25 protein-coding genes and 1 tRNA gene are annotated in these 26251 nt (G+C 48.2%); 11 read left to right on the top strand and 15 right to left on the bottom strand.

From position 1 onward, the window contains the following. Positions 1 to 98 precede the first annotated feature (98 nt). The 3 genes from AC0L4K_RS12110 (at position 99) to AC0L4K_RS12120 (ending at position 2463) form a co-directional block, all read left to right on the top strand. Positions 99 to 1007: a LysR substrate-binding domain-containing protein gene (locus tag AC0L4K_RS12110; protein WP_473266346.1), complete on the top strand. Its 909-nt coding sequence runs from the start codon at positions 99 to 101 to the stop codon at positions 1005 to 1007. A 251-nt stretch (positions 1008 to 1258) separates the two neighbouring features. Beyond that, positions 1259 to 1732: a c-type cytochrome gene (locus AC0L4K_RS12115; RefSeq protein ID WP_417221944.1), complete on the top strand. Its 474-nt coding sequence runs from the start codon at positions 1259 to 1261 to the stop codon at positions 1730 to 1732. A 77-nt stretch (positions 1733 to 1809) separates the two neighbouring features. Further along, positions 1810 to 2463: a cytochrome b/b6 domain-containing protein gene (locus AC0L4K_RS12120; protein ID WP_473269222.1), complete on the top strand. Its 654-nt coding sequence runs from the start codon at positions 1810 to 1812 to the stop codon at positions 2461 to 2463. 106 nt (positions 2464 to 2569) lie between these two features. Here the strand turns inward: AC0L4K_RS12120 and AC0L4K_RS12125 are convergent, their stop codons facing one another. Further along, positions 2570 to 3445 (bottom strand): AEC family transporter, encoded by an 876-nt coding sequence (locus tag AC0L4K_RS12125; RefSeq protein WP_473266347.1) that lies wholly within the window; start codon positions 3443 to 3445, stop codon positions 2570 to 2572. Between the two features lie 243 nt (positions 3446 to 3688). Here AC0L4K_RS12125 and AC0L4K_RS12130 point away from each other — a divergent pair, with 243 nt between their 5' ends. After that, entirely contained in the window at positions 3689 to 4642 is a 954-nt protein-coding gene (locus AC0L4K_RS12130; protein ID WP_473266349.1) for a DUF7450 family protein, read from the top strand. Between the two features lie 81 nt (positions 4643 to 4723). Here the strand turns inward: AC0L4K_RS12130 and AC0L4K_RS12135 are convergent. The 7 genes from AC0L4K_RS12135 to AC0L4K_RS12165 all read right to left on the bottom strand — a co-directional run bounded on the left by AC0L4K_RS12135 (position 4724) and on the right by AC0L4K_RS12165 (position 9494). Then, positions 4724 to 4800, bottom strand: a tRNA-Val gene (locus AC0L4K_RS12135). A 140-nt stretch (positions 4801 to 4940) separates the two neighbouring features. Then, the gene (locus tag AC0L4K_RS12140) at positions 4941 to 5699 is read right to left on the bottom strand and encodes a heme ABC transporter ATP-binding protein (protein WP_473266351.1); all 759 of its coding nucleotides are present in this window, start codon (positions 5697 to 5699) and stop codon (positions 4941 to 4943) included. Positions 5700 to 5701: 2 nt separating this feature from the next. Continuing rightward, positions 5702 to 6724, bottom strand: a complete 1023-nt coding sequence (locus tag AC0L4K_RS12145) for a FecCD family ABC transporter permease (protein WP_473266352.1) — start codon at positions 6722 to 6724, stop codon at positions 5702 to 5704. Beyond that, complete coding sequence (locus AC0L4K_RS12150; protein WP_473266354.1) at positions 6724 to 7626, bottom strand: heme/hemin ABC transporter substrate-binding protein; 903 nt, start codon at positions 7624 to 7626, stop codon at positions 6724 to 6726. Before AC0L4K_RS12150 ends, AC0L4K_RS12145 begins: the two co-directional genes overlap by 1 nt. Further along, positions 7623 to 8042, bottom strand: coding sequence for an ExbD/TolR family protein (locus AC0L4K_RS12155; protein WP_473266355.1), 420 nt, complete (start codon positions 8040 to 8042; stop codon positions 7623 to 7625). The genes AC0L4K_RS12150 and AC0L4K_RS12155 overlap by 4 nt, the downstream gene beginning before the upstream one ends. Beyond that, positions 8039 to 8605 (bottom strand): MotA/TolQ/ExbB proton channel family protein, encoded by a 567-nt coding sequence (locus tag AC0L4K_RS12160; RefSeq protein ID WP_473266357.1) that lies wholly within the window; start codon positions 8603 to 8605, stop codon positions 8039 to 8041. The genes AC0L4K_RS12155 and AC0L4K_RS12160 overlap by 4 nt, the downstream gene beginning before the upstream one ends. 28 nt (positions 8606 to 8633) lie before the next feature. Then, positions 8634 to 9494, bottom strand: a complete 861-nt coding sequence (locus AC0L4K_RS12165) for an energy transducer TonB (protein ID WP_417221930.1) — start codon at positions 9492 to 9494, stop codon at positions 8634 to 8636. Between the two features lie 328 nt (positions 9495 to 9822). Between AC0L4K_RS12165 and AC0L4K_RS12170 the strand changes: the two genes are divergently transcribed. From AC0L4K_RS12170 to AC0L4K_RS12180, 3 genes are all read left to right on the top strand, one after another. Beyond that, a complete protein-coding gene (locus AC0L4K_RS12170) occupies positions 9823 to 11787 on the top strand; it encodes a TonB-dependent hemoglobin/transferrin/lactoferrin family receptor (RefSeq protein ID WP_417221929.1) in 1965 nt (654 codons plus the stop codon). Positions 11788 to 11859: 72 nt separating this feature from the next. Then, on the top strand, positions 11860 to 12267 hold the full coding sequence (hutX, locus tag AC0L4K_RS12175) for a heme utilization cystosolic carrier protein HutX (protein WP_473266358.1): 408 nt from the start codon (positions 11860 to 11862) through the stop codon (positions 12265 to 12267). Positions 12268 to 12275: 8 nt separating this feature from the next. Continuing rightward, positions 12276 to 12800, top strand: coding sequence for a HugZ family pyridoxamine 5'-phosphate oxidase (locus AC0L4K_RS12180; RefSeq protein WP_417221926.1), 525 nt, complete (start codon positions 12276 to 12278; stop codon positions 12798 to 12800). A 124-nt stretch (positions 12801 to 12924) separates the two neighbouring features. On the opposite strand, the gene AC0L4K_RS12185 is transcribed toward AC0L4K_RS12180, so the two are convergent. The 6 genes from AC0L4K_RS12185 to AC0L4K_RS12210 form a co-directional block, all read right to left on the bottom strand. Continuing rightward, complete coding sequence (locus AC0L4K_RS12185; protein ID WP_473266360.1) at positions 12925 to 14343, bottom strand: sensor histidine kinase; 1419 nt, start codon at positions 14341 to 14343, stop codon at positions 12925 to 12927. Beyond that, the gene (locus AC0L4K_RS12190; protein WP_473266362.1) at positions 14291 to 14521 is read right to left on the bottom strand and encodes a hypothetical protein; all 231 of its coding nucleotides are present in this window, start codon (positions 14519 to 14521) and stop codon (positions 14291 to 14293) included. Before AC0L4K_RS12190 ends, AC0L4K_RS12185 begins: the two co-directional genes overlap by 53 nt. 16 nt (positions 14522 to 14537) lie before the next feature. After that, entirely contained in the window at positions 14538 to 15359 is an 822-nt protein-coding gene (locus tag AC0L4K_RS12195; protein WP_473266364.1) for a phosphate/phosphite/phosphonate ABC transporter substrate-binding protein, read from the bottom strand. Positions 15360 to 15396: 37 nt separating this feature from the next. Further along, the gene (gene nosR, locus AC0L4K_RS12200) at positions 15397 to 16671 is read right to left on the bottom strand and encodes a response regulator c-di-GMP phosphodiesterase, NosR family (RefSeq protein ID WP_473266365.1); all 1275 of its coding nucleotides are present in this window, start codon (positions 16669 to 16671) and stop codon (positions 15397 to 15399) included. 93 nt (positions 16672 to 16764) lie between these two features. Further along, a complete protein-coding gene (locus AC0L4K_RS12205) occupies positions 16765 to 18783 on the bottom strand; it encodes an EAL domain-containing response regulator (protein ID WP_417221920.1) in 2019 nt (672 codons plus the stop codon). A gap of 99 nt (positions 18784 to 18882) precedes the next feature. Continuing rightward, positions 18883 to 19455 (bottom strand): response regulator, encoded by a 573-nt coding sequence (locus AC0L4K_RS12210; protein ID WP_417221918.1) that lies wholly within the window; start codon positions 19453 to 19455, stop codon positions 18883 to 18885. Positions 19456 to 19698: 243 nt separating this feature from the next. Between AC0L4K_RS12210 and AC0L4K_RS12215 the strand changes: the two genes are divergently transcribed. The 3 genes from AC0L4K_RS12215 to ald all read left to right on the top strand — a co-directional run bounded on the left by AC0L4K_RS12215 (position 19699) and on the right by ald (position 22540). Beyond that, positions 19699 to 20235 (top strand): heme NO-binding domain-containing protein, encoded by a 537-nt coding sequence (locus tag AC0L4K_RS12215; RefSeq protein ID WP_417221916.1) that lies wholly within the window; start codon positions 19699 to 19701, stop codon positions 20233 to 20235. A 14-nt stretch (positions 20236 to 20249) separates the two neighbouring features. After that, a complete protein-coding gene (locus tag AC0L4K_RS12220; RefSeq protein ID WP_417221914.1) occupies positions 20250 to 21194 on the top strand; it encodes a sensor histidine kinase in 945 nt (314 codons plus the stop codon). Between the two features lie 230 nt (positions 21195 to 21424). Continuing rightward, a complete protein-coding gene (gene ald, locus AC0L4K_RS12225) occupies positions 21425 to 22540 on the top strand; it encodes an alanine dehydrogenase (protein WP_473266366.1) in 1116 nt (371 codons plus the stop codon). A 112-nt stretch (positions 22541 to 22652) separates the two neighbouring features. Here the strand turns inward: ald and uvrB are convergent, their stop codons facing one another. Continuing rightward, positions 22653 to 24665, bottom strand: coding sequence for an excinuclease ABC subunit UvrB (uvrB, locus tag AC0L4K_RS12230; protein WP_417221911.1), 2013 nt, complete (start codon positions 24663 to 24665; stop codon positions 22653 to 22655). 257 nt (positions 24666 to 24922) lie between these two features. Here uvrB and AC0L4K_RS12235 point away from each other — a divergent pair, with 257 nt between their 5' ends. Continuing rightward, on the top strand, positions 24923 to 26104 hold the full coding sequence (locus tag AC0L4K_RS12235; RefSeq protein ID WP_417221909.1) for a pyridoxal phosphate-dependent aminotransferase: 1182 nt from the start codon (positions 24923 to 24925) through the stop codon (positions 26102 to 26104). The last annotated feature ends 147 nt before the right edge of the window (positions 26105 to 26251 follow it).

Genomic DNA, 26251 nt, shown 5'->3' on the forward strand with positions numbered 1-26251 from the left:
AACTGTTTCTGCCAAGCATTGTCTTTAAACTGCCAGCATCATATCCGATATACTATGTGAACTTAAAAGCCTCAGCGTAAAGATAAGGAACACAAACCGTGAACCATCTTCCTCCCCTTAATGATATACAAGCGTTCGTAATGGCAGCCCGACAACAGAGTTTTAGCCTTGCGGCAGACCGCTTGAATGTTTCCCCAGCCTATATCAGTAAACGCATCGGCCTGCTAGAAAAACACCTCAGCGTCCGTTTGTTTATCCGTGCCGCGCGGCAAGTCACGCTCAGCCCAGAGGGTAAGGTGGCCTTACTGTGGTCAGAACAGCTATTGGAAACCATGGAGCGGATGCAGGCGGAGATCAATAATGAACAGTTGATCCCCAAGGGGAAACTGAGAATCGTCACCAGCACTGGCTTTGGCAGCCACTTTATTGCCCCCATAATCTCGCAGATCAGCCATCAGTATCCACAGTTGAGTATCGATTTAGAACTCCTAGATCGCCCTGTTGATTTGATTTCAGAGGGCTTCGATATTGAATTACAGGTAGGAGGCGAGCTGCCACAACAGATGATTGCCAAACGGCTTGCCACTAACCAACGGATCCTCTGCGCCTCCCCGGCCTATCTGCAATCACAGGGCACACCTACACAACTCGCTGAACTCAATCATCACCGCTGCATCGGCATCCGCGAACGCGATCAAACCGATGGTCTGTGGCACCTAAATAGCGGGACGAAACAAACAAGTATTCAATTAACTGCGCCACTCACCACCAATAACGGCAGCGTAGCAAAGCAGTGGTGCCTTGATGGACAGGGCATCATGTTGCGATCGATTTGGAATGTGCAACAGGAGATTAATGCCGGACAACTGGTCAGGGTTCTCCCCCAATACGCACAGCCCGCCGATGTTTACGCACTCTACCCCTCAAGACTAGAAACATCCGCCAAGCTAAAAGTAGTGGTGAGTAAGCTAGAACAAGCCTTGAATCAAAGCGCCGTAACCATTTAGCCGCCTCGAGCAACAGGAATTATGCTCCATAAAACAAGTCATGACCGTTCTCAAACGCATTCAATGACCGCTTAGAAACGCCTATAAAACAAGCGTTTGATTTTGCCGCAATAACCCCCCATAAAAAATCGAGACTTTGTTACATTACTTTACATAACTTTACATATGCGCCAATAACATTAGTCTCTCCTCATATAGCTGAGAGTGATACCATTATGCAGATTTATAAATACGACTAGGAGTGTCGAGCAATGAAGATGTTTGTTAAAGCAGTACTGTGCGCAAGCGTATTAGCGACAGCAGCTACACCGGCGGTAGCAGAAGATTTCGCGTTTAAAGACCAAATTGAAGCCCGTCAAGGCTACTTCCAAATGGTTAAATTCAATATGGGTGTGCTCGGCGAAATGGCTAAAGGCAAACGCGATTACGATGCCGACCTAGCTCAAGCAATCGCAAACAACCTGAAAAGTGCAGCATCAATGGATAACCAAATGATGTGGCCACAGGGTTCTGATATGGATGCGGAAGGACTGTCCGACAAAACCAAAGCGAAAGCCGCCATTTGGCAAGCAGACTCCGAAATCGGTGCTAAATTTAAGAATTTTGCCGACGCAACTGAAACCATGGCAGCCAATGCTGGACAAGGCCTTGACGCGCTTCGCAGTGCTATCGGTCCTTTAGGTAAATCATGCAAGTCTTGCCACACAGACTACCGCGCTAAATAAAACACCAACGGCAGCTTTATACCCCTGTTATAAAGCTGCCCCTACCCCTCTTCAACAGCATAAGGAGTATCGAATTGATGGTTAAAATTTGGGACATTCCAACTCGAATTTTTCACTGGGTACTTGTTGCGCTTTTCCTGTTTATGATTTACAGCGGCAGTTGGGATGACAGCCTGATGGAGTGGCACTTTTATAGTGGCTACCTTCTTTCTGGCTTGATTATGTTTCGTGTTTTTTGGGGACTGGTCGGGACCCGCTATGCTCGTTTCTGCTCGTTCATTACCTCGCCAGTGAAGGGCTTAAGCTACTTAAAAGCAATGATCAAAGGTGACCCTGAACACTTTTACGGACATAACCCCGCCGGGGGCATTATGGTCGTGATGTTGATTCTACTATTGATATTACAAGTCGCGTCAGGCTTGGTGACTTCGGATGAAATCCTATGGGAAGGACCATTTTACGCCAGCGTGAGTGATGAGCTCGCCAGCTTAGGGGCCGAAATTCATCATACGGTTCAATTAATACTGCAGTACCTCGTTGGCTTTCATATTCTTGGCGTACTCGCCCACAGTGTTCTGTTTAAAGAGAAACTGGTTGCCTCAATGGTGACAGGCTCGAAGAAGGATCTAGGTGGTGCGACACCAAGAGAACCAATCAATCCGATTGCATTAGTACTCTGCCTAGGTCTTAGTGCCGGTTGGGTTTATTACCTGTTTAGTTTGCCGATCTAACGATTAACACAACCTCCGCACACGATTAAAGGGGCAATTCCGATCAATTGACCATTACTTAACAGCCTTAAATAATGGTCGACTTTCCCCAAGTCTTTTACTAAATCTAAAGCACATACCAAAGCAGTGCCGGTAGCGAAACAAACCCCATAAAAGTTGACACAATAACCAATCCGGCAACCTCTTCTGGTCGCTGATCATATAGCTGTGCGAACAGATAACAGAACACCGCGGCGGGCATGGCACATTGGAGAATAATAACGCCAGCGGCAGGACCTGAAAGATCCAACCCCCAAACTATCGCCAATCCAACACAAAACCCCATCACCAACCGCAGAGCCGACAAACCAAAAGCCACCTTTAAACGCCCTATTTTTAAACTCGCTAACGATACCCCCAAGGTAAACAGCATCAAGGGCACCGTCAGATCTCCAATCAGTTTTGTGGTGTTAAACAACCAATCTGGCACCGTCAGATCACTCAATAAAAATACCGCAGCCAGCGCTGTCGCCGGAATAATAGGCATCTTCAACAGAGATTTAAGTGAAAAACTACCGGAGACAAATGCGACCCCTAAGGTCATCTGCACTACCACATAAACAGTAAAAAAAGCGACCGCTAAGGCTAACCCTTCCTCACCAAAAGCTAACATACACAGTGGCAAACCGATATTCCCCACATTCGGCCAGGTTAACGCCTGCAGAAATGCCCGTTGCGGTAGTTTAAAAATAGCGAGAACTGCGCCACCAATCAGCGCAAACGCCAGAATAGCAACCAAAGCCGCCAGCCCCATATTCCATAGATACGATGGCGCTAACTCCACCTTCGCCAAGGCATAAAAAACTAAACAGGGAGTCGCAAAATAGGTGACGATCGCGGTCACCAGCGAGGTATCAAAATCTTTTCCGCTTTTAGACCAACCGTAACCAATCCCAACACAGACAAAAATGGGCATCAAAATAGAAAAAATCACTAAAAACATACTAGCGCCTTCGGGTTGGATAGGTTATTAAATCGACATTCACCGTTGAAGGTGAGGTTGTCAGCCGATCATCTAATTTACCCTATAAAGCCAACGACTTCACAGTAGCACGTCATTTTTTCTTTATAATCAACAGGCTGACCTATCGGCTCCTACCTGTCGTCCACGACAGTTACCCCTAAGCAATAACTTATATAGATTAGAAACCATAACGTTAATAAACCGACAAAATGGAATTTAATCATGAAAAAGTATCTACTTTTCCTAGGCATCACAGCAATGGGGATTGCCAGCCCTACATTAGTGAATGCTCAAAGCGTCTCCTATACTTCAACGCAGAACTCAGGCCCACTCAGCATTACGAATAGCGAGTTCCCTCCCGGTGTTTATGATTATCCAACTCAGATAAGTGATCGCTGGCCTGCCACGTTTAACGAGACCAGCACTGATAGAATGTTTATGCACACCTTTAATATTAAGGTCGGCAAAGGATGCAGCGTATCGGCAGCATCCTTAAACATGAAAGTGACAGCACTGGGAAAATCGGAGGTACCGGTTAATGATAAATTAGGTTTTTTGAATAATGCCCAAGGTATTTTTAGCACTTCCATCTGGAATCAAAATGAAGCCCCCGGTACATCAAAAAATCTATCCTACAACTTAGCCTCCGTGCCGGGCGTGGGCTCTATTTTGAATACACTCAATGACGGCACCTTCAGCATATACCTACAAGATGATACTGCCGTGAATAGCGTAACGTTACGCACCACGGTTACCTGCCCTGATCCTAACCCCTACGGTGGCCCGGTCGATGTAAAAGGTGAGCATTTCCAATGTTACGACGTGAAACCTGCAGAAAAATCGAAGCCGGTTGAAATTACCATTCAGGACCAGTTTGGTCGCGATAAAGTGGTATTAGGACAACCCGTTATGCTGTGTAACCCGTCAGCTAAAATTCACGGTAAAAAAAGCTACCGCATACAAAATAAAGAGCGTCATCTGGTTTGCTATCACATCATCAAGCAGCGCTCGCCTAAAAGCCTGAAAGTACAGATTAACAACCAGTTCGAAGGTAATGGATTACAAACCGGAGAGCGTCAAATATTCTGTGCTCCATCATTGAAAAAGCACATCACGGATGCTCGTCCACAATCCCACGAAGCCGCGATGAAACCTATAAAGAAAACGCTGAATTAAACGCTAGGCTCGAGCTGAGCAGCTCTTTATTAACTTGATCCAGATAGCAAAAAACCTCGCAATTGCGAGGTTTTCTATGTTTGGTAGGACTAGGCAGATTCGAACTGCCGACCTCTACCATGTCAAGGTAGCGCTCTAACCAACTGAGCTATAGTCCTAAAGTGTTTGATCCCTGTTGGGAAACAACGCTGGCTATTATACGCAGCGATTAAACGGGTTCAAGCCTTAATTTGCATTTTTATGACGATTTTAAACAACCCACCGAAAAACAGGCAATGGATCAGCAAAGGAGCCGATATTAGACCAAAACAACCTGGCCATTACCAAGCACTACTCGCTGGGATTGATACTGCCAATGCTGCTGAATCCGCGCATCGGATAACACCTCAGCGGGACTATCAATTACGCTAACCTGTCCTTTATCCAATAAACAGCAATTATCGCAATAACGCAGTACTTGATTAAGATCGTGAAGGATGGCGATCACGCCAAAACCGTTCGCCCTAGCCAGCTGCTGAACCAATCCGAGTAGATTATGTTGTTGGCCTAAATCCTGTGCTGACGTTGGTTCATCAAGCAATAACAATGGTGCCCGGCTAGCCTGACTTAGCTGTAACAATACTCGGGCTAGCTGCACCCGCTGTCGCTCTCCGCCAGACAATGAAGGATAGGGCCGATCGGCAAAACGAGTGCAGTCAGTGAGTTGCATTTTCTCATCGATCAATCGGCTCGCTTGCCCTCGTGAGAGTGATAACGGGGTTAAACCTAACGCAACAACTTCTCTAGCACTGAAGGGAAACGCCAGCTGACTCGCTTGAGGAAGCACCGCTAAATGCTGAGCTAAGTCTCGCCGGTTCCAGTCGTTTAATGTTTTATCGTACAACCGAATAGAACCCAGGGTCTTAATATCACCGCTGATGGCTTTCAATAAGGTGGTTTTACCTGCACCGTTAGGCCCAAGCAAGCCGTACACCTCCCCCGCCACGACCTCTATAGAGACATCATCTAGCAGCCGTTTACCTTGAGGGGCGAAAGTCACGTTATCAAGTTGTAACATGCTCAACTCCAATTTTTTCGCTGCTGAACTAATAAAACCAAAAAGAACGGCGCGCCAAGTAATACCGTAACTAATCCCACGGGCAACTCGGCAGGTTGCACAACCACACGTGCCAAGAGATCGGAACACATCAACAACACGGCCCCCAGTAACGCAGACAGCGGCAGTAGATAGTGATGATTTGATCCGGTGGCCAAACGGACTAAGTGGGGAACAACCAAACCGATAAAACCGATAATGCCGGCACAAGATACCGCCACGCCGACACCCACCGCGGTGAGAATAATCATTTGCAGTTTGAGTTGTTCAACATCGATGCCTAGATGACGCGCTTCCGACTCACCGAGCAGTACAGCATTCAATGCTTGTGCGCGACGCTGAAATGCGATCATTAAGACCACCATCGTGGTGAAGGCTAACCATAAATTAGCGCTGCTCGCAGAGGTTAATGATCCCATCTGCCAAACGCTCAACTCCCGTAAACTGCTGTCATCAGCGAAGTAACTTAAAAAACCAATGGCCGCCCCAGCAAACGCCGATATCGCCACACCGGCTAATAGTAATACCAATACCGAGGTGCCATTTTTTGATTGCGCAAAACCATAGACAAGCAGCGTTGTGAGTAAGCCCCCTAAAAAAGCACTCACCGGTATCGTCCAGCTGCCCCAAGCAGACGGAAATAAAACAATGGCAACAATCGCTCCCACCGCCGCCCCAGACGATACTCCGATGATGCCTGGATCGGCCAAGGGGTTACGGAATAAACCCTGCACAACGGCGCCGCACTGGGCCAAGATAGCGCCCACAAAAATAGCCAATAACAAACGCGGTAGTCGCAGTTCTAACACCACCACTTCTTGATAATCGTGTAACTGGCTGAAATTTGCATCAAAAGCTTTGTCGACAACAATGAGTAAGCTATCAAGTACCGGCAGACTCATAGCACCGACCACCAGTGATAATAATCCACAAACCAGTAACAGACCGATCAATGCAAAAGTGTAAAGTGGGACCGACCGCGGCATCAATGATCACCCTGTTCAGCAAGCGCGCGGATTGTGGATAACTGCTGCGTTAAGCGGATCGCTTCATCGATGGCTGATACACTCAAGCCAACCACCAAGGAAGCGCCGTCAACGGCCACAATACGCTGCTGTTTTCCGGCGGGGGTATGCGCCAATACGGCATTAGCTGCAAGTAGGTTAGGCACCGCCGTGTCAGCGGTACGCCCCGCGACAATAATGATGCTCGGTTGCATCTCTAGCAAAGACTCAGCGGATATATTGCGATAGTTATCAAACCCAGCGACATTCTCGGCTTTCATTAGGTGAATAAACGCATCACCACTGGTGCCTCTACCCGCCAAATGTAACTTGGTTTCATCCATCGCCAGCAGAAAAGCGACCCGCTCCCCAGCTAAATGATGTTGTTCAATCTTAGCCAATTTATCGTTAACGCTGACGAGTAAGGCCTGCCCCTTATCTACTTGATTCAATGCCGTCGACAATTGCAGAATATTGTCCTCTAAATGCTGGCCCGTGTTAGCACTCTTCAATGGCACAAATTTAACGTTGGCCTGCTTGAGTGCCATCAACACATTCTCTGGGCCCGTATGTTCACTACCGATGACAACCGTTGGATTCAAACTCAATAAACCTTCAGCAGATAAGGTACGGTGATAGCCAATATTAGCTAGCTTGGGATAATCAGGCGGTAATTGACTGGTGACATCGACGGCTACCAACTGTTTATCGAGCCCGAGGGCGAACATCAATTCGGTCACGCCAGCATCCGTACTAATCACCCGCACCGGCTGCTCGGCATAAACCGATAAGGGGACGGCCGTTAGCAACATCAATTTAATGCAGATAAAAGTGACAAGTTTTACAGACTTGCGTCTAATCGATCGAAACAGTACTGAACTCATGGCTGTGCATCTTCCATTAAAATGTGGGTATTGGTTACCTGCTGCTCATTCAGCAGCGCCAGAAGTTTTAATAACGGCTCAACCTCCACATCGCGGGCGGCCGCTATCGATAACTCCGGTGTTGGGGCTGCGGCGATATTCAGCATCAGCGACGCCTTAAACTCTGGCCAGGTATCGAAACGTTCCTCACCGATGGCATAAGCTGGCGATGCATTGAATAAACTCACGACGATGGGCTTGGTTGTCGTTTCTTGTTGGCTGATCTCACGATCACTACTGGGTATATCCACCGGCAGGGAAAGCAGCCGAGCATTGGTGGTTAGCAGCAAAAATACCACCACAATAAAAATGATATCGATCAGCGATGTGAGTTCTAAGCTGCTGTGAAGCTGCGTTTTATGTTGCACGCGGATCATTTCAATCCACCGCGACCATCGCCCGTCATCTTGACGCCTTCAAGGCGAAGGTTGGCGACATTCAAACCCTGTTCGGTCATGCTAATCAGTTTATCCACCCATAGCTGAAAGCCATGCGCACCCAACACTGCCGGTATGGCGATAATTAAACCTGCCGCCGTGGTTTTCATCGCGATACCCAACCCCTCGGCCATCATTGAAGGGTCGATCGGACCTTGATGCCCACCTAAGGAATCAAACACTTGAATCAAGCCGATCACCGTCCCCAACAATCCCAGCAATGGCGCAATTAAAGCAATAATATGTAACAAACGAACACCATGATTGAGTGTCCGTTGACGACTCTGTAACCAGATCGCCGCAATTTCTGACCGCATGCTGCGTGGTTGATCTGCGTGTTGATCAAGCAATAACATGCCCGCAGCAGGCAAACTACGCTTGATACTGTGATAACAGAGCACCGCAACCCGTTCGAGTAGAATCAACAGCGTCAGCACAAAACAGATTAACAAGGGCACACCTAACGGCCCGAGATACTGCAGGGATAAGATAAAGATATTCATAATGTCCGTTTATAACCTTCAACAAAGATCAATTAAGTGAAAAAATAACCGGAATACGTACCCGTGAAGCAGTGCGAATGCCGTTTTCTTCATAGGGTTTAAATTGCCAACCAGAAACCGCTTTTAACGCAGAGGCATCTAACAGAGCTAAGCCAGAGCTCTGGGTTACTTCCAACTTCGATTTTTGACCTTTCTCATCCAGCCAAATATCAAGCCAAACAGTGCCTTCTTGGCCCCGTTTGCGGGCAACCGTGGGATAACGTGGAGGCTTAGGCTGTGCAGCAAAAACCGGTTCGGTAATAATCGTTTCATGGTTACCGGCTTGCCCTGCGTTGTGTTCTGTGGGGCTGAGATTGAAATTAGGATTGGCTTCGGTATTTGAATCCGCCGATGACACTGCGGGTCGGTTATTCACCGGCGCGGTTTTGGGCCGAGGCTCACCGCTAACAGCTAAGACAACAGGCTGCTTAGACGATAGCTCGACCGGTTTAGCTTGTGCTGCCTTTGCGGATGGTGGAGAAGCTTTAGTGACCGCCAGCGTTGCCTTCGTTGACGCTACAACCTTCGCCTCGGGCTGGGTGAATGCTGCTGCCGATTCGGACACAGAGCGCTGCGATGTCTTCGCTGGAACCACTTTCGCAGTAGGTTTCTGAACGGACTCAAGCGTCTCGGTACTACCATCAATCACCGTCTTTGCCGGAGTGCTGTTAACCTTCAGCGATGTGGCAAATGAAATCGCCACGGCTAGGTTACTGCTCTCAGCGGTATGCCCCGCCATAACATGAGGTTTACCGAGTGCCGCTACCGCCCAGTTTTGTAATAAAAACAGCCCCCCAAGAAATAATATACGCCAACTGAGTAAGCCTTTTTTTATAACGAACTGAGCCATCAATTCAAACCTTCGCCCTAGCGTTTGCCTAATAAAATTCTAAATTTGCCTTTCAAAATCAGTCCTTCGAGCAGCAAAGCATAATCATCTTAGAACACTTTCCACATAGATGTAAATACAAATCGTTATCATTTACATTCGCTTTCACGTCGAGTACCATGCTGTCAATCTCGATCAGCGAGCGATGAAAAAACACGGGATTAAGTGCGTACAAGGGTTCTCCGTTAGCAGCAATAACAAGGCTTGGTATGACCTTTTCACCTGAATCTTTCGATTAAATCGCTGGTTTTTTATTAACTCAATTCACATCAACTCAACAGGATGATTCATGAAACCTAATCCTTTAGCGGTGCTGATTAGCAGTATCATTGCGATGCCAGCGGTCGCAGCATCAACAGCTGAAAACCCGGTCTTTAATGTGGGCAAAGTCGTTGTTAATGCAACACGGATGGAGCAAGACGCTGACGACGTTTCACGCCAAGTCATCGTTATTGATAAAGAGAGTATCGACTCCATTCAGCCGCAATCGGTCGCTGAAGTATTAGCCAATGAACCCAATATTCTAATTGAAGGTGGTTCCCGTCCAGGTTATCAAAGCGTCAACATTCGCGGCCTCGGTGGTAATCAGGTATTACAAACGGTCGATGGCGTACGCCAAGATTTTGAATCTGGCCACCGCCCAAGCTACTTTTTAGATCCTGTACTACTGAAATCAGTGGAAGTAATTAAAGGGCCTGCGAGTAACCTCTGGGGTTCAGGTGCTTTGGGTGGTGTTGTGGCGCAATCCACCATTGATGCGGCGGATATTTTAGCGCCGGGGGATGATTTCGGAGGGCTAATTAAAAACGGCTTTAATTTTAATAACAACCAGAGCACCACCACGGCGGTGATCGCTGGCCGTACCGAGACCGTTGATTGGCTGTTGAGTGGTTACTATCGTGATTCTGATGATATTGAAATGGGTAATGGGGATGCGCTGGAAAACTCAGCATCTCAGGATCAAGGTGCTTTAGCAAAGCTAGACTGGCAGATCGATGAAGACCAATCGGTTGCCTTTAACCTTCGCCACGCAGCCGCTGAAGGAGGAGTCCCCTCGAATGGCACCTCTCAAGTCAATGGCAGCAGTGTTTTTCTGTTAGACAAAGATCAAGTCAATGATGGCGCCTCTATCGACTATAAAATTAACACCCAGTCTCCACTGGTTAATGCACAGATCATGGCCTATTGGGACAAGGTGGGCATTGATGAAACCCGAGTCAGTGATGATCGTGCAGACAGCACAGAGAAAACCACTTACGGCCTAAACATCAATAACCTGTCACAGCTTGACAAGATCACGCTGCTCTATGGGGTTGATGGTTCTCATAGTACTTTTTCGACTGAGCGTGGCGGAACTGACCGCCCCACACCACCTAAAGCCGATATTGATATGTGGGGCGCGTTTACCCAAGCGAATATCCCCCTATCATCCACTTGGTCGGTAGAACTGGGAGCTCGTTATGATGACTTCGCTGTCAATGCGAAAAATTTAGATGAAAGTCGTTCGGACAGTGCTTTATCGCCTTCTGCTGCGCTAATCTGGCAAACCACTGACAATTTACAACTGACCCTGCGCCATGACCGAGCCTTTAGAGCCCCAACGGCGGAAGAACTCTACAGTACCGGCACCCACTTCTGCATGGGACCGGGAATGTGTAACACCTTTCTGCCCAATCCTGATTTAGACGCAGAAAAAGCAGAAAACACCGAGTTAATTGCTAAATGGAACGTTAGCCCCGCATGGTCGATCACCACAGCATTATTTGAAAACCATGTCGATAACTTTATAGAACAAACCGTTTCCTTCTCGCCTTTCCCGGGTAATACCTATTGGGAAAACGTCGATGATGCCAAACTCTATGGCTTTGAAATCAGCGCCCACTATAGCCAAGACAACCTGAACTTAGCCCTTGGTTATGGTCAGACCCGAGGCAAAGATGAATCAACTGGCGATCCGCTCAATAATATCCCCGCCGATACTTGGACTGCAGATCTAAACCGCGCCTTCTTTAATCAACAGTTTAAAGCCGGTATCCGTCTGCTACATGCAGAAGAACAGACCTTATCTACCGGTGATAGCTACGATGATTACACCCTCACCGATCTATATGCGGCATGGGAGCCTGCAGCGATTAAGCACTTAACACTCAACCTAACGGTCAACAATGTGACTGATGAATACTACCGCCGGGCATGGGCTGAGCTCTATGAAGCCGGACGAGAAGTGTCTCTAGCCGCCACCTATAAGTTCTAATAATTACACCGCATTAACGGGCTACCTACCCTTCAAGTAGCCTTGTTAATGTCTGTTGGAGCAATGTCATTAATGAAAACTGAAAACAGCATCAGAGAGTGCCTTCCTGGGGATAAGGCCGAAGCGCTGCTTCGAGAACTCGCCAACTGGGGGCATACCACCACCATTATTTTGCATGGCGGTTGTGTATTTGAGTTTAAAGGCTGCTTTCCCGAAGGCAGTAATGGCCATGGTTACTACAACCTGAGCGGTCCGGTGCCGGGCCTGCATGGGCACATCAACCTAAGCGCCATCGATCATATTGATTTCCAAGATAAACCCCATCGAAGCCGAACCAGTTACGCCTTTAATTTTCAAGACAAAGACAACCACAATATCTTCAAAGTTTTTTTAGGACGACAGGCAGATGGCGAACTGATCGCCGAGCAAGTCACTCGTTTTAAAGCGATTAAACAACAGCTTAATTTAAACAAAGATTAGGAAACCCCATGAGCAAAGAATCACTACAAGCCCGTGTACAAGCCGAGGTTTTAACCTTTATCAACAGCCGCCAAAGTTTACAGCTGGCAACCATTGGCGACGATAACCAACCGTATGCGTCATATTCACCCTTCGCCATTGGGGATGACTGCCTGTATGTCTTGCTCAGCGAAATGGCGGTACATGCCAGCAACCTTCGAACCAATCCGAAGGCGGCAGTGATGATCATTCAAGATGAAGACAGTTCAAAAGAGTTATTTGCTCGGGTGCGCGTCAACTATTCGATAGACGCTGAATGGCTCGATTATGCCGATGAGCAATGGGCACGAGGCATTAATGCGCTAGCCGATCGGCATGGCGACAGAATCGATAAGTTAAGCCAACTGTCCGACTTTAAGCTGTTCAAACTGAAGCCAACCGGTGGCCGTTATGTCAAAGGTTTTGGCAGAGCCTACACTCTGGCAGGCAATGGGCTAACCGGCCATGAAGTGCAACATATCACCGGTGGACACGTCAAAAGAACAGCGGCATAAATCGACGCTCTAACGCCCCTAAAGCAAGCCAACAGAGGCTCGCTTTAGGGCGACTCTATCAGCACCGTCCAATCCCATCATCAAGTCACTACCCATGAGGACTAGCCAGCATTCATGACGCCCATCAAAGGGGCAGAATCACAGTAAAACAGCTGCCCTGTCCTAGCTCACTCACCACCTGAATATCACCGCCATGCTTCTGCACAATACCGTGACTAATGGACAACCCTAGCCCCGTACCTTGATCAACACTTTTAGTAGTAAAGAACGGATCAAACAGCTGACTAACGACCTCGGCCGGCATACCACAGCCTGTATCACGTATCTCAATCTGCACCTGCTCCTCAACACAGCGGGTTTTAATATAGATATCCCCCTGCCCCTCAATTGCGTGGGATGCGTTGACCAGCAAATTCATCACCACTTGATTTATCTGCGCCAAATTACAGTTAACGAGGGGCAGCTCGCCATAGTCTTCATGAACGCTGCAATGATATTTCAACTGATTACTCACCAGCTTAAGCGTGCTGGAAATCCCTTGATTAATATCCGCCGGTTTTACCTCATCACTGTCTAACCGTGAAAAGCTTTTTAAACCCGCTACGATCTCTTCAACGCGGGTAATGCCTTCGAGAGATTCATTCAACAGCATGGGCAAGTCCTCAATAAGATAAGCGATATCTTGCTCCTCTTTGAGCGCGGCGAGCCTAAGTGGCGTTGTGTATCCATCCTCGGATTCAATCAGTAGTTCAATGGATTCAGCATAGCGCAGCAGGTCATCTGTATATCGTTGTAACGAACCAAGATTGCTTTTTATATAGCTCACCGGGTTGTTTATTTCATGAGCGACGCCTGCAGCCATGGTGCCTAAGCCCGCCATTTTTTCAGCCTGAATCAATTTTTGCTGGGTGCTCTTGAGGGTTTCCAGCGTCTCTTCTAATTGCCTATTTTGCGCTTGTAGCTGCTCTGTCCGTTTGGCAACCCTTTGCTCCAACGACTGGTTCAAGGCCTGTAATTCCGCTTTATAGCATTGCTCTGATTCACTGGCTTTTTTAAGATTGCTGGCCATCAGGTTAAACGATCGTCCCACCACCGCAACCTCATCACGCCCACTCACCGGCACTTCAATATCAAAAACACCTTGGGCGACAGCTGTGGCAGCTTCTCTTAATTTTTGTAACTGGCCGGTCAAATACCCACCGAGTAAAAACGAGAACAGTGCCACCAGCAGCATTTCACCGGACGCTAATACCAAGCCCCAGGTATAAACTTGATCAATGGATTCATTAATCGAGCCGATACCAATACCCAACTCAACCGTGCCATACACATGCCCACCTTCGACAATCTGCGCGGTGGCATCAAAGACACCATCAGCAATCTCTCCGGCGCCATGATCGATAACAAACAGGTCGTTTAACTGGTGCGATGTATCACCGGCCTGCGCAAACAAAGTGCCATCAGCAGCTAAAACACGGGCATAAATCAGATCAGGGTTTTGCATCACTTCGTGGACAAACGACTCCAACAGAAGCAAGGTCAAACGACAGCACCGCATCTTTCGTTGTGGTGGCGAATAAAGTCGCGGTGGTCGTCGCCCGTTTATTCAGAGCCTCGTAGCTGGATTCACGGATAAATTCCATAATGGTCAGCAGCAAAACCAACAATAAAACCCCTTCAATCAATGCCACGCCAATAATGGTTTTTAAGCGGATAGACATATCAGTTAGCCTCGGCTTAGTCAGCCAGTAGATGGTCTAGCAAGGTAATATTGAGTGAGCGAACATCATCCCAATCGGCATTTTCTGCAGCCGTAAATTCATTAAAACGAATGCTGTTTAGCAATTTAATCCCCTGCGGATCATCCACCATACCCAACAAAGCCTCGCGAATACGCTGTTGCTGCTTGGTGCTGATACTCGGCGCGACGGCAACCGCATGGGGTGTATACCCCTCACTGGTCCAAAGTATTCTCAGCTGTTCCCGGATAGCAGGGGTGGTGTTATTAAAAGTACGCAGTACCCCGCCGCCGGCTTGAAAAAAACCCCGCGCCACCCCGAGGTAGACCGAATCATGGGATGATACATAGCTCGGTGAAAACTCAATATGGTCCTGCTTTAGTCGGCTCTGGGGGATCACACTGGCCGCAAAAGCAGCGGGTGATGGAAACGCCATTTTTGTACCGTTTAAATCCATAAGGCTGTTAATCAAGCTCTCTTTACGCACCACCACAATGCCTTTAATCCGCTTATCTTTCTGCCGTGCTATCGCCCGATAACCGGGCTTCTGATTAAACACCGTAAAATGGTAAGGGTTCATGTAGGCGATATCGTATAAACCTGCATCGAGGCGTCGCTCAAAGGTGGGGATATCTTTCGCGGTGGTAAAGCGAATCTGATAACCTGTTTTGGCACTTAAGTAATCGGTTATAGGTGTCCACAAATGGGCCAGTTTTTGTGCTGATTGCTGAGGGACAATACCAAAACTCAAGGTTTCAGCCGCTGCGCTCACGCTAGTTGTACAAAAAACACATATCGCCATCAATGTTGAAAATCGCATTACGCTCTCCCGATACCCTAAAGGTGTGTTTCTGCCTTTATTGGTCGATATAAATTTTTAGAATTTCAGCTAGGTTTATTTCCATATCAATAACCCGCTGTATGGTTAAATCATCTAACACCTGACCAGCACTCAACAACAGCACGCCCTGAGCCGAAAGTAGATCCCGACTCAGCGTCATACCCACCGCCATGTCAGAGCTACGAATAACCCGATCATGTAGGGCTTCCCCCTCTTGGCTCAGCGTTTCCAGCGCCACATTAAGCCGTTCAACATCTTCAGCGTTATAGCGCTCATGGGCATAACCTCGCATATAATCCAGCGCCGCCGCAGTACTCATCGCTTGCGCCTGATAGCGCCCATTAGTCAGCTCAACAAAATCATTAACAACACATAACAACTGAGCGGCCGGGGTAATATCATCTTCACTTAAACCATTGGGATAACCACTGCCATCTAAATACTCTTTATGCTGACGAATAATTTCCCCGGCACCATAAAGAGGTCTCACAAGGCTGATCGATGCATGGGCTAACAGCGGGTGCTGATGAAAGCGCCGTTGCTGTATCGGTGTCATATCGGTATAGGCCGGCTTTAACAGCTCATCATCAAAACTCAGCTTACCGAGGTTTCGCAACTGCCAGGCATAATACAGCTGCTTGAGGTCTTTCCTGTCTATCTGGGCTTGATTGACCACGGCTAAAAACAGCTTATTCAGCGACACCCCCTGCTCTGCATTCTGTCCTAAACGGCGTGCAATCAAGGCGGAAAACATTCTCACGGTCGAGCGATAGCTATTGATCAGTTGTTCATGATTTTTCTGTAACTGCAGTGTGCGCTGTTCAATGGTTTTTTCTAATGACTGATTAAGTTGTTCAAGCCGCGCCTGCTTATCCGCATTGTCACGCACTAAACGTTCGTTCATCCGCCGCAGGTTAGTCAGCTCAAAGCTTTTTTGAACCACGTTGATAACATCAGCATCATCCCAGGGCTTGGACATAAAACGGCTAATACGGCCATTATTAATCGCATCGATCGCCGCCTGCGTATCGGCATAACCGGTCATTACAACCCGCTCGGTAGCGGGCCACCGCTCAGCGACTTCGGCCAAAAACTGATCGCCACTGGTTTCCGGCATGCGCATATCACTGATCACTAAATCAATCGGGTGCTGTTCCAGCACCTCAATCCCCAACGCCGCCGATTCAGCCGTGTACAGCGTACACTTTAACGGTCGCATCAGCCGTTTGAGCGAGCTGAGCACTGCTGCTTCATCGTCCACCAGCAGTATTGTAAATTCTGAACAGTCCATGCTTATCCCTCCTCGGGCTCCTTTATGTCACACCTTAACAGCCGCGTGACCCGTTGATGATGACTCGCCTAAGTTACCTATCCCATCGCCATCTCATAATCGTAGCCCCGCAGCAGCGCGCTTGGATGCATCCGCACGGTATTCAACGCCGACCAGTGGCTGACACTCTAATAATTCGCGAAACCGCTCAGCAGAAACCGCTGGGCTATAAAAGAAACCTTGAATTTCGTCACATCCTAGCCCTCGAAGCAGTTCCATCTGCAACTCAGATTCAACCCCTTCAGCCACCACTTTCTTTCCGAGGTCACGGGACATCACGATAATATGTTTAATCAGTTCGAGACTCTCTTTTTGTGTCCCGAGACCGCTCACAAAGGAGCGATCAATTTTCAGAGTGTCGAATGGGATACGATGCAAATATTTTAGTGACGAGTAGCCGATGCCAAAATCATCAATCGCCAGCCGAACCCCCAGCTTCTTGAGTTCTTGTAACAATCCTATACTGTGGCCGATATCCTGCATCAAAAAAGTTTCTGTGATTTCTAGCTCGATCTGATCTGGGGCTAAACCTGACTGCTTGAGAATGTTTTCAACCTGAGAAATCAACGATACATCCTGGAACTGTCGGCCAGATAGGTTGATCGACATGACAAACGGCGGTAAACCTTCAGCCTGCCAGATGCGCCCTTGCGAACTCGCCGTGGCCATAACCCACTCACCGATCGGTTCGATTAAACCGGTTTCTTCGGCGATGGGAATAAACTGTGTTGGCGAGATTAAACCCTGTGTGCCATGCTGCCAACGCAGTAGGGCTTCAGCCCCCTCCACACATCCGGATATCAATGACACTTTGGGTTGGTAAACAACAAACAGCTCTTTGCGCTCTAATGCCCGATAAAGGTCACTGTGTAAGCCGATCGAATCAACATCAGGCCCATTTTTATCCACCTGATATCGTTGCGCGCGAAGCCGGCCTCCTCTTTTACAGTGGTTCGCCGATGCTTGCGCATTACGAATTAACTCAATGGCGCTATCACCATCCTCGGGAGAGGATGCATAGCCCACCCGAAACGACACATGGATCTCCTGATCATTAAAGGCAATCACGCCTTCAAAGGGTACTAGCAATTGAGTCGCTAAAGCCTCGATTTGCTCCGCTGAATAATGACCATTCAGAACCATGGCAAACTCGTCACCGCTCATGCGCCCCCACTGGCTGTCGGCGGGCTTATCTTCTAACAACATGGCGGCAATCTGCGCCAGCAAACAGTCGGCATCCTTAAACCCTAAACTGTCGTTAAAGCGTTTAAAACCGTTCACATCCAGATAGATCACCGTGATTGGATTATCGGTCTCCGCCAACTGATGCTGCAGATAACTCATAAGCTGTTCACGGGTTAATAGCTCACTCACCCCTAAAGCAGTAGTGGCGCGGTATTGTGCCGAGATCACCCAGCGATCTGTCGCTACCGGCTTAACCACCAAGCGTAATGACCGGCTATTCTCGATGTCGGCAAGCTCCAGCACCTCTTGTTGTTCGGTACAAAGATCCATTAGCTGTTGATACCCCAATAAAGGGCACACCAGATCGATCCGCCGACCCACAACGGATTCCTGTTCAGCGTCACACAGAACCACTGCAGCGGGATTAATCAGATGGATAGCACCATGGGCATCAATTTCAAATAGCGCTTCTTCACTTTCGATTAACAAACGTTGATAACTGGCTTTGCGCTGCCGCGCACGTAGCGCCGCAAAGGCTCCATCAAGAACCATCAGTAACTGCTGATCCTGCCAAGGTTTCTCCACGAAGCGATACACCGCCCCGCTGTTCAACGCTTCAACAACGGCGTTGAAATCGGCGTAGCCACTCATAATTAAACCAACGGTTTCGGGGTACTGTTGATGAATGATGGTTAATAATTGTGTGCCACTCATCGTCGGCATTTTATAATCGGAGAGAACCACTGAGATCGACGCTGTCTCCATCAACGCTAAAGCTTCGACACCATTATTTGCCGTTAATACCTCATAACCGTTACGGATTAACAGCCGTGTTAACGCATTGAGAATAGCGGATTCATCGTCGACGAGCAGGATTCTTCTTTTCATGTTTCCCCCTAATGCTCAGGTATCGTATTTACCTGAATAGCGTCGACAGACATCCACATATGAAACATTATGTGCAGCTTCGCTATAATCAATTGTGTTTCACGTTTGTGTTACTGAGCCCAACAGCCCTTCAACAGCATCCAATAGCTCTTTCTCAGTAAAGGGTTTGCTCAGTACTTGATCGGCCCCTAACTGCAGCGCTCGATCGAGGTTGTGCTGGTCGAGTGCTGAGACCACTAAAATTTTAAGTCCACTCAAATTTGGCTGTTGTCGGACAAACTCAAGCACCGCAAAACCATCAAGCCCTGGCATACTCAAATCCAAGGTCATCAATGCCGGCTTCTCCTGCATCAATAAGCTCCCTGCTTGAAAACCATCATGTGCAATAAGCGTTTCAAAACCCGCCGGCCTTAACGCCCGCCGGATAGCCCGAGTAATGGCCTCTTCATCATCGACAATCAATACACGACTATTAACAAAGCTCTGTAACTCTTCTGGCACCGGCATCCCATGACGGTCGAGAAAAGCAATAAAATCCTCAACCAGTACCCGATTGTTGCCACGCCCCGGCAATTTAAACCCTTTTAAATCGCCTTTCTCGATCCAACGAATTACGGTGCGTAGGTTTACATCGCACCATTGGGCTATATCTCCAGTACTTAATGTTTTCATTTTCTGACACCAATGCTCTTACAATTTAGGTCCTTTTAACTTGATGACATTTATAGCATAGTATACTTTTAATACAAAAGCGACATTTGTGACATTTGCACTGTTTGTACATTAGTCTAGGTATTAATATGAGTATTCCTATCGCATCGCTGCGCTCACTGAGTCAATATCGCTAGCAATAGCTTCTTACTGCTCTATAAAGCAAAATGATTTAAACCGGCACACCACCGAGAGGTCGCTAAAATGAAAGGGGTTATTTTTAATATTCTGGAAGAGCTGGTCATTGAAGAAGCCGGTATGCCGACGTGGAATGCCATTCTGGCGTCGCTACAGCTGAAAGGTATTTATACTGCCGGCCACAGCTATCCCGATGAAGAACTGATGGCACTGGTACAAGAGATTTCTATTCGCCTTGCCCTATCGATCCCAAAGGTCATTGGCCACTTTGGCGAATATCTATTTCGTCAATTGAATCAGCGCTATCCAGAATTTACGGCGCAACAACCGGACCTAAAACGGTTTCTGCTGAGCGTACATGACGTGATTCATGTCGAGGTGGATAAGCTTTATGAAAATCCAAGTTTGCCAACCTTTAGTTATCGCCAACCGGCCGACAACATCTTAGTGATGCAATATCGTTCGCCGCGAAAATTATGCATTCTCGCGGAAGGTCTAACCCGCGGAGCCGCGCAACACTACAACACAGAGATTCGCATGACTCATCCGGTGTGTATGCATCAACATGCAGACCATTGCGACTTAATCATCGAGTTTTTGTAATCGAAGGACATAGCATGAGTGAAGCCGAAGCTTACAAAGCCGCTTATCAACGCGAGAAGCAAGCCCGATTGGAAGCAGAACAACTACTTGAGGTAAAAACCCGCAACCTATTTCTTGCCAATCAGCAGTTGCGAGACCAAAATACCCTGCTGAAAAATCAACAAGCGCTGCTTATCCGTACCGAAAAACTGGCAACTTTAGGCACCCTTGCAGCCGGCGTTGCCCATGAGATCAACAACCCACTGGCCTTTGTGCTCAGTAATATGGACAGCCTAAAGCGCTATGTCGAAGCCTATAACGCATTGCTACAACTGGGCCGAAATTGGCTGACCGAGCAACAACTGACAGAGCAACAGGCGATACAATTACAAACACTCATCACGCAACAGGATCTCGACTTTATCTGTGAAGATGTCGCCGAACTGCTCAGCGATACCGATCAAGGTCTAATTCGCCTACGAGATATCGTCCAAGGATTACGTAACTTTTCCCATGGCGGCAACACGGAACGCACTCAGTACAACCTTAATGAAGGTCTCGACAGCACTCTGAAAATACTGCAAAGCGAGCTGAAAAATAATATTAAGGTTAATTGCCAGCTAGCCGACATTCCTGCCACTAAGTGCAATCCCGGAGAGCTCAACCAGGTCTTTCTAAACCTGATTATGAATGCCTGCCATGCACTATCCGAAACCCAGGATGCACAGATAGATATCACCACGGACACTAAAGACGATTGCATTGTGATTCACATAAAAGATAATGGCAGTGGTATACCCGAAACGGTCTTAAAATCTATTTTCGATCCGTTTTTTACCACTAAACCGGTCGGCCAAGGCACCGGTATGGGCTTATCCATCGCCTATGGCATTATTCAAGATCACAAGGGCAGTATTAATGTGACCAGCACCGAGGGCCAAGGCAGCTGTTTTGAAATTCACCTCCCCGTTGAAGCTTAAGCCATCGCTAAATAGATGACACCCGTAGTGACATTTGACGGCTCGCCGTAGCAGCCATTGCTAAAATTTCACCCTAGGTTATTACTGTATTTCGGTCATGACTGCCGCTATATTTCTTCTAATGAGTCATTTACAGAATATAAATCTCTTAAAGCAGTGCTAAGTTAAAAGCAACTACATAAAAAATAATCATAATAAAGATGTTACATCCCCTAAGAGGAGTGTTCTGTATGCTGATCGGTATCCCCAAAGAGATTAAAAATAACGAGTATCGGATAGGTATGACACCCGCCGGCGTGCGCGAGCTCGTCAGCCACGGTCATCAAGTGGTGGTGCAGCGTGATGGCGGCACGGCTATCGGTTTATTGAATGAACAATATACGGCAGCGGGAGCCACCTTGGTTGATACCGCCGCTGAGATATTCAAAAGCGCCGAGATGATCATTAAGGTAAAAGAGCCACAACCGGACGAATGTAAAATGTTGCGGCCGGGTCAACTGTTATTTACCTATCTTCACCTAGCACCCGATCCAGAACAAACCCGCTTACTGATAGCCTCCGATGCTATCGCCATCGCCTATGAAACCGTCACCGACTCACAAGGCGGCCTGCCGCTGCTAGCCCCCATGAGTGAAGTGGCTGGGCGCATGTCGATTCAAGCCGGCGCCCATGCGTTAGAAAAAGCGCAGGGCGGCATGGGTATTTTGCTCGGTGGCGTACCCGGTGTAGCACCCGCGAAAGTCACCGTTATTGGTGGTGGCGTTGTCGGTATTAACGCCGCCCGCATGGCGATGGGACTGGGAGCAGACGTGACCATTCTCGACCGATCGATCCCCCGTTTAAAAACCCTCGATGAGCAGTACGGCCCACAGCTAAAAACCCTCTATTCCAGCGTTGAAACCATCGACGCTGAAGTCAGCCATGCTGATCTGGTGATTGGGGCAGTCTTGATACCCGGCGCAGCAGCCCCCAAACTAGTCACTCGGGAGATGCTAAAAACCATGAAGAACGGTTCAGTTCTGGTGGATGTAGCGATTGATCAGGGCGGTTGCTTTGAAACATCCCATGCCACTACCCATGAGGAGCCGACCTATGAAATCGACGGCGTGATCCATTATTGCGTCGCCAATATGCCCGGGGGTGTCGCTCGCACCTCAACCTTTGCCCTGACTAACGCCACCCTGCCCTTTGCCCTCGCACTCGCTAACAAGGGTTATCAACAGGCGCTGCAGGATGATCCCCATCTCATGAATGGGCTGAATGTGCACCGTGGCAAAATCACCTGCAAAGCCGTTGCTCAAGCACTCGATTATGACTATCTAACTCCGACGGACGCAATCCGTTAACCTGCGATACAAAAAAAGGCCGCCCAATCTGGACGGCCTTCATTTAACCTCAGTGTTCAACTCGGATCTAAACCCCAAACACGCTCACCGAATGAGTAGCGTAGGAATAGACTCACAATCCACTATGCTTGAGTTTCTCCAACTGATCACGGTATTGTGCCGCTTTTTCAAACTCCAGATTTTTAGCCGCTTCATACATCTGATCTTCCAACCGACCCATCGCCTTGGCCAACTCTTTGGTGCTCAGTTTCTTAGGATCAATCTGATATTCTGCCACCGGCTCGGCGGCTTTACGACCGGTTTGCGTTTTACGGCCGGGAATCGCCGAAGCCCCTTCCATAATATCGGCTACGGATTTTTGAATGCCTACGGGGGTAATACCATGCTCTTTATTATAGGCAATCTGTTTGTTACGACGGCGCTCGGTTTCATCCATCGCCCGCTGCATTGAACCGGTTACCCGATCAGCATAGAGAATCGCCCGGCCATTGATATTTCGCGCCGCCCGACCAATGGTCTGAATCATTGAGGTTTCAGACCGCAGAAAGCCCTCTTTATCCGCATCCAGAATCGCCACCAGTGACACTTCAGGCATATCGATACCTTCACGCAGCAAGTTAATCCCCACCAACACATCAAACTCACCGATCCGGAGATCACGGATAATCTCAACCCGTTCCACCGTATCGATATCCGAGTGCAGATAACGCACCCGCACCCCATGTTCGTCCAGATATTCAGTGAGATCTTCAGCCATCCGCTTTGTTAACACGGTGACCACAATACGCTGATCCAAAGCCGCCACCTTATTGATCTCACCCAAGAGGTCATCGACCTGAGTCAGCGCTGGACGAATCTCAACGATAGGGTCAAGCAAGCCGGTGGGACGCACCACCTGCTCAACCACCTGGCCGGCGTTGGCCGCTTCATATTTACTGGGTGTAGCCGACACCATAATCATCTGCGGTGCCTGACGTTCCCATTCATCAAACTTCATTGGCCGGTTATCCAATGCCGACGGTAACCGGAAGCCATACTCCACCAAGGTTTCTTTACGGGAACGGTCACCCTTATACATTGCACCTAACTGCGGAATGGTGACATGAGACTCATCCATCACCAATAGGGCATCATCGGGTAGGTAGTCAAACAGGGTCGGCGGTGCATCGCCGGGATCTCGTCCTGAGAGATAACGAGAATAGTTTTCAATACCCGAGCAATACCCCAGTTCTTTGATCATCTCCACGTCATACATCACCCGCTGCTCAAGACGCTGTAGCTCGACCAACTTATCGTTTTCACGCAGCTGCTCTAAACGCGGATGCAATTCGGCAAGTATTTTGTCCACCGCGGCTAACAGGGTTTCCCTTGGGGTGACATAGTGGGATTTGGGATAGATGGTCGCCCGTGGCACACGACGCAACACCGCGCCAGTAAGAGGATCAAAATAGCTAAGGTTTTCTACTTCATCATCAAACAGTTCAATCCGGACCGCTTCTTTTTCCGACTCCGCCGGAAAGACATCAATCACATCTCCGCGCACCCGATAGGTACCTCGGTGTAGCTCGATATCGTTGCGGGTGTATTGCAGCTCAGCCAAGCGCCGCAAAATAGTGCGCTGATCCGCCTGATCGCCTCGGTCCAGATGCAACATCATGCCTAAATAGGATTTCGGATCACCCAAACCATAGATCGCCGAAACCGTGGCGACAATAATAGCGTCATCCCGCTCTAATAAAGCTTTAGTAGCCGACAAACGCATCTGTTCGATATGCTCATTGATTGAGGCATCCTTCTCAATAAAGGTGTCCGATGAGGGCACATACGCCTCAGGCTGATAATAATCGTAATACGAGACAAAATACTCGACCGCATTATTCGGGAAGAACTCGCGAAATTCACCATACAGCTGCGCCGCCAAGGTTTTGTTGTGCGCCATAATAATTGTCGGGCGCTGCAGCTCGGCAATCACATTGGCAATGGTAAAAGTCTTACCGGAACCGGTGACCCCCAGCAACGTCTGCGCGGCAAGACCGGCATGAATCCCATCAACTAAGCCTTTGATCGCAGCAGGCTGATCACCGGCGGGCTGAAACTTGGATTGTAACTGGAAGCGCTGTTTCATATCGGTTGTCTTCATAGATAGCGGGAAAAACTGAGCGGGACATTATACGCTTATGGAAAATTTTCTGCTGCCTGATCGTGCAATGAAAGAAAAAACAGCTGAAATACAACCGCTATGACACTTTATTGACATAAAGTTTACTTTTAACCCTTTTCCGCGACGAAAATGATTTTTCCGCCCAGCGGATTCCGGTATTATTTATCGGTTGGCTACACCGTGGCACACGACCACTTTTTTCAGAGGATATGGCTAGGACAATGCAACTTTCCAATCGCGTTAACAGCATCAAACCTTCTCCGACACTGGCAGTGACAAACCGTGCTGCTGAACTACGTGCAGCAGGTAAAAACATTATTGGCCTGGGCGCCGGCGAACCTGATTTCGACACCCCAGATCATATTAAGAACGCTGCGATTGAGGCGCTAAACAACGGCTTCACCAAATACACAGCGGTTGATGGCACGCCAGGACTGAAAAAAGCGATTATTGCAAAGTTCAAGCGGGATAACGGCTTTGACTATGAAGCCAATCAAATTTTGGTGTCATGTGGCGGTAAGCAGAGCTTCTTTAACCTATCGTTAGCACTGCTCAACCCAGGCGATGAAGTGATCATTCCTGCCCCCTATTGGGTTTCCTATCCCGATATGGTGTTAATGGCTGAAGGCGTGCCGGTTATTGTCACAACAACCCAGGAAGCCCGCTTCAAAATAACCCCGGCACAACTGGAAGCGGCGATCACTGACAAAACCCGCTTGCTGGTATTGAACAGTCCATCCAACCCAACCGGTGTTGCTTATACCGAAGCAGAACTAAAAGCATTGGCCGATGTATTGGCTAAGTACCCTGAGGTACTGGTCGCTACCGATGATATGTATGAGCATATTCTGTTCACAGAGACGCCTTTCATCAACATCCTCAATGTCGCGCCTGAGCTGTATGACCGTACCATCGTATTGAACGGTGTGTCTAAAGCCTACTCCATGACCGGATGGCGCATCGGCTATGCCGCCGGCCCGGCGAAACTAATCGGTGCGATGAAGAAGATTCAGTCGCAAAGCACCTCTAACCCAACCTCGATTTCTCAGGTCGCTGCGCAAGCAGCACTCGATGGCGATCAAGACTGCGTAAAAGAGATGGTTAAGGCATTTAAACAGCGTCATGATTTCGTTATTAAGAAACTGAATGAAATTGAAGGCGTTGACTGCATCCCTGCCGATGGAACCTTTTATGCGTTCCCTAGCTTTCAGCAGGTGATCGACAACAATGAGCAGTTCAAAAACGATATCGATCTAGCTGAATTCCTGCTACTCGAAGCCGGCGTCGCCTTAGTACCGGGCTCGGCCTTTGGTGCTCCGGGCAATATGCGCTTATCCTTTGCAACCTCATTGGATGTTCTCGAAGACGCACTTAACCGCATCAAAACAGCGCTAGAAAAATAATTCTAGCCCTTGATAAAAAGCCGGGCGAGTCCCGGCTTTTTCACGTCAAGACGTACTGAAATCATTTGAAAACTCGTGATTACTGTGCACCATTATTGATGATTTACATACCCTGACAATTTTTCTTAAAATCTTCATTTGCTTTTA

This window comes from Amphritea sp. GJ51-11 (assembly GCF_055808735.1).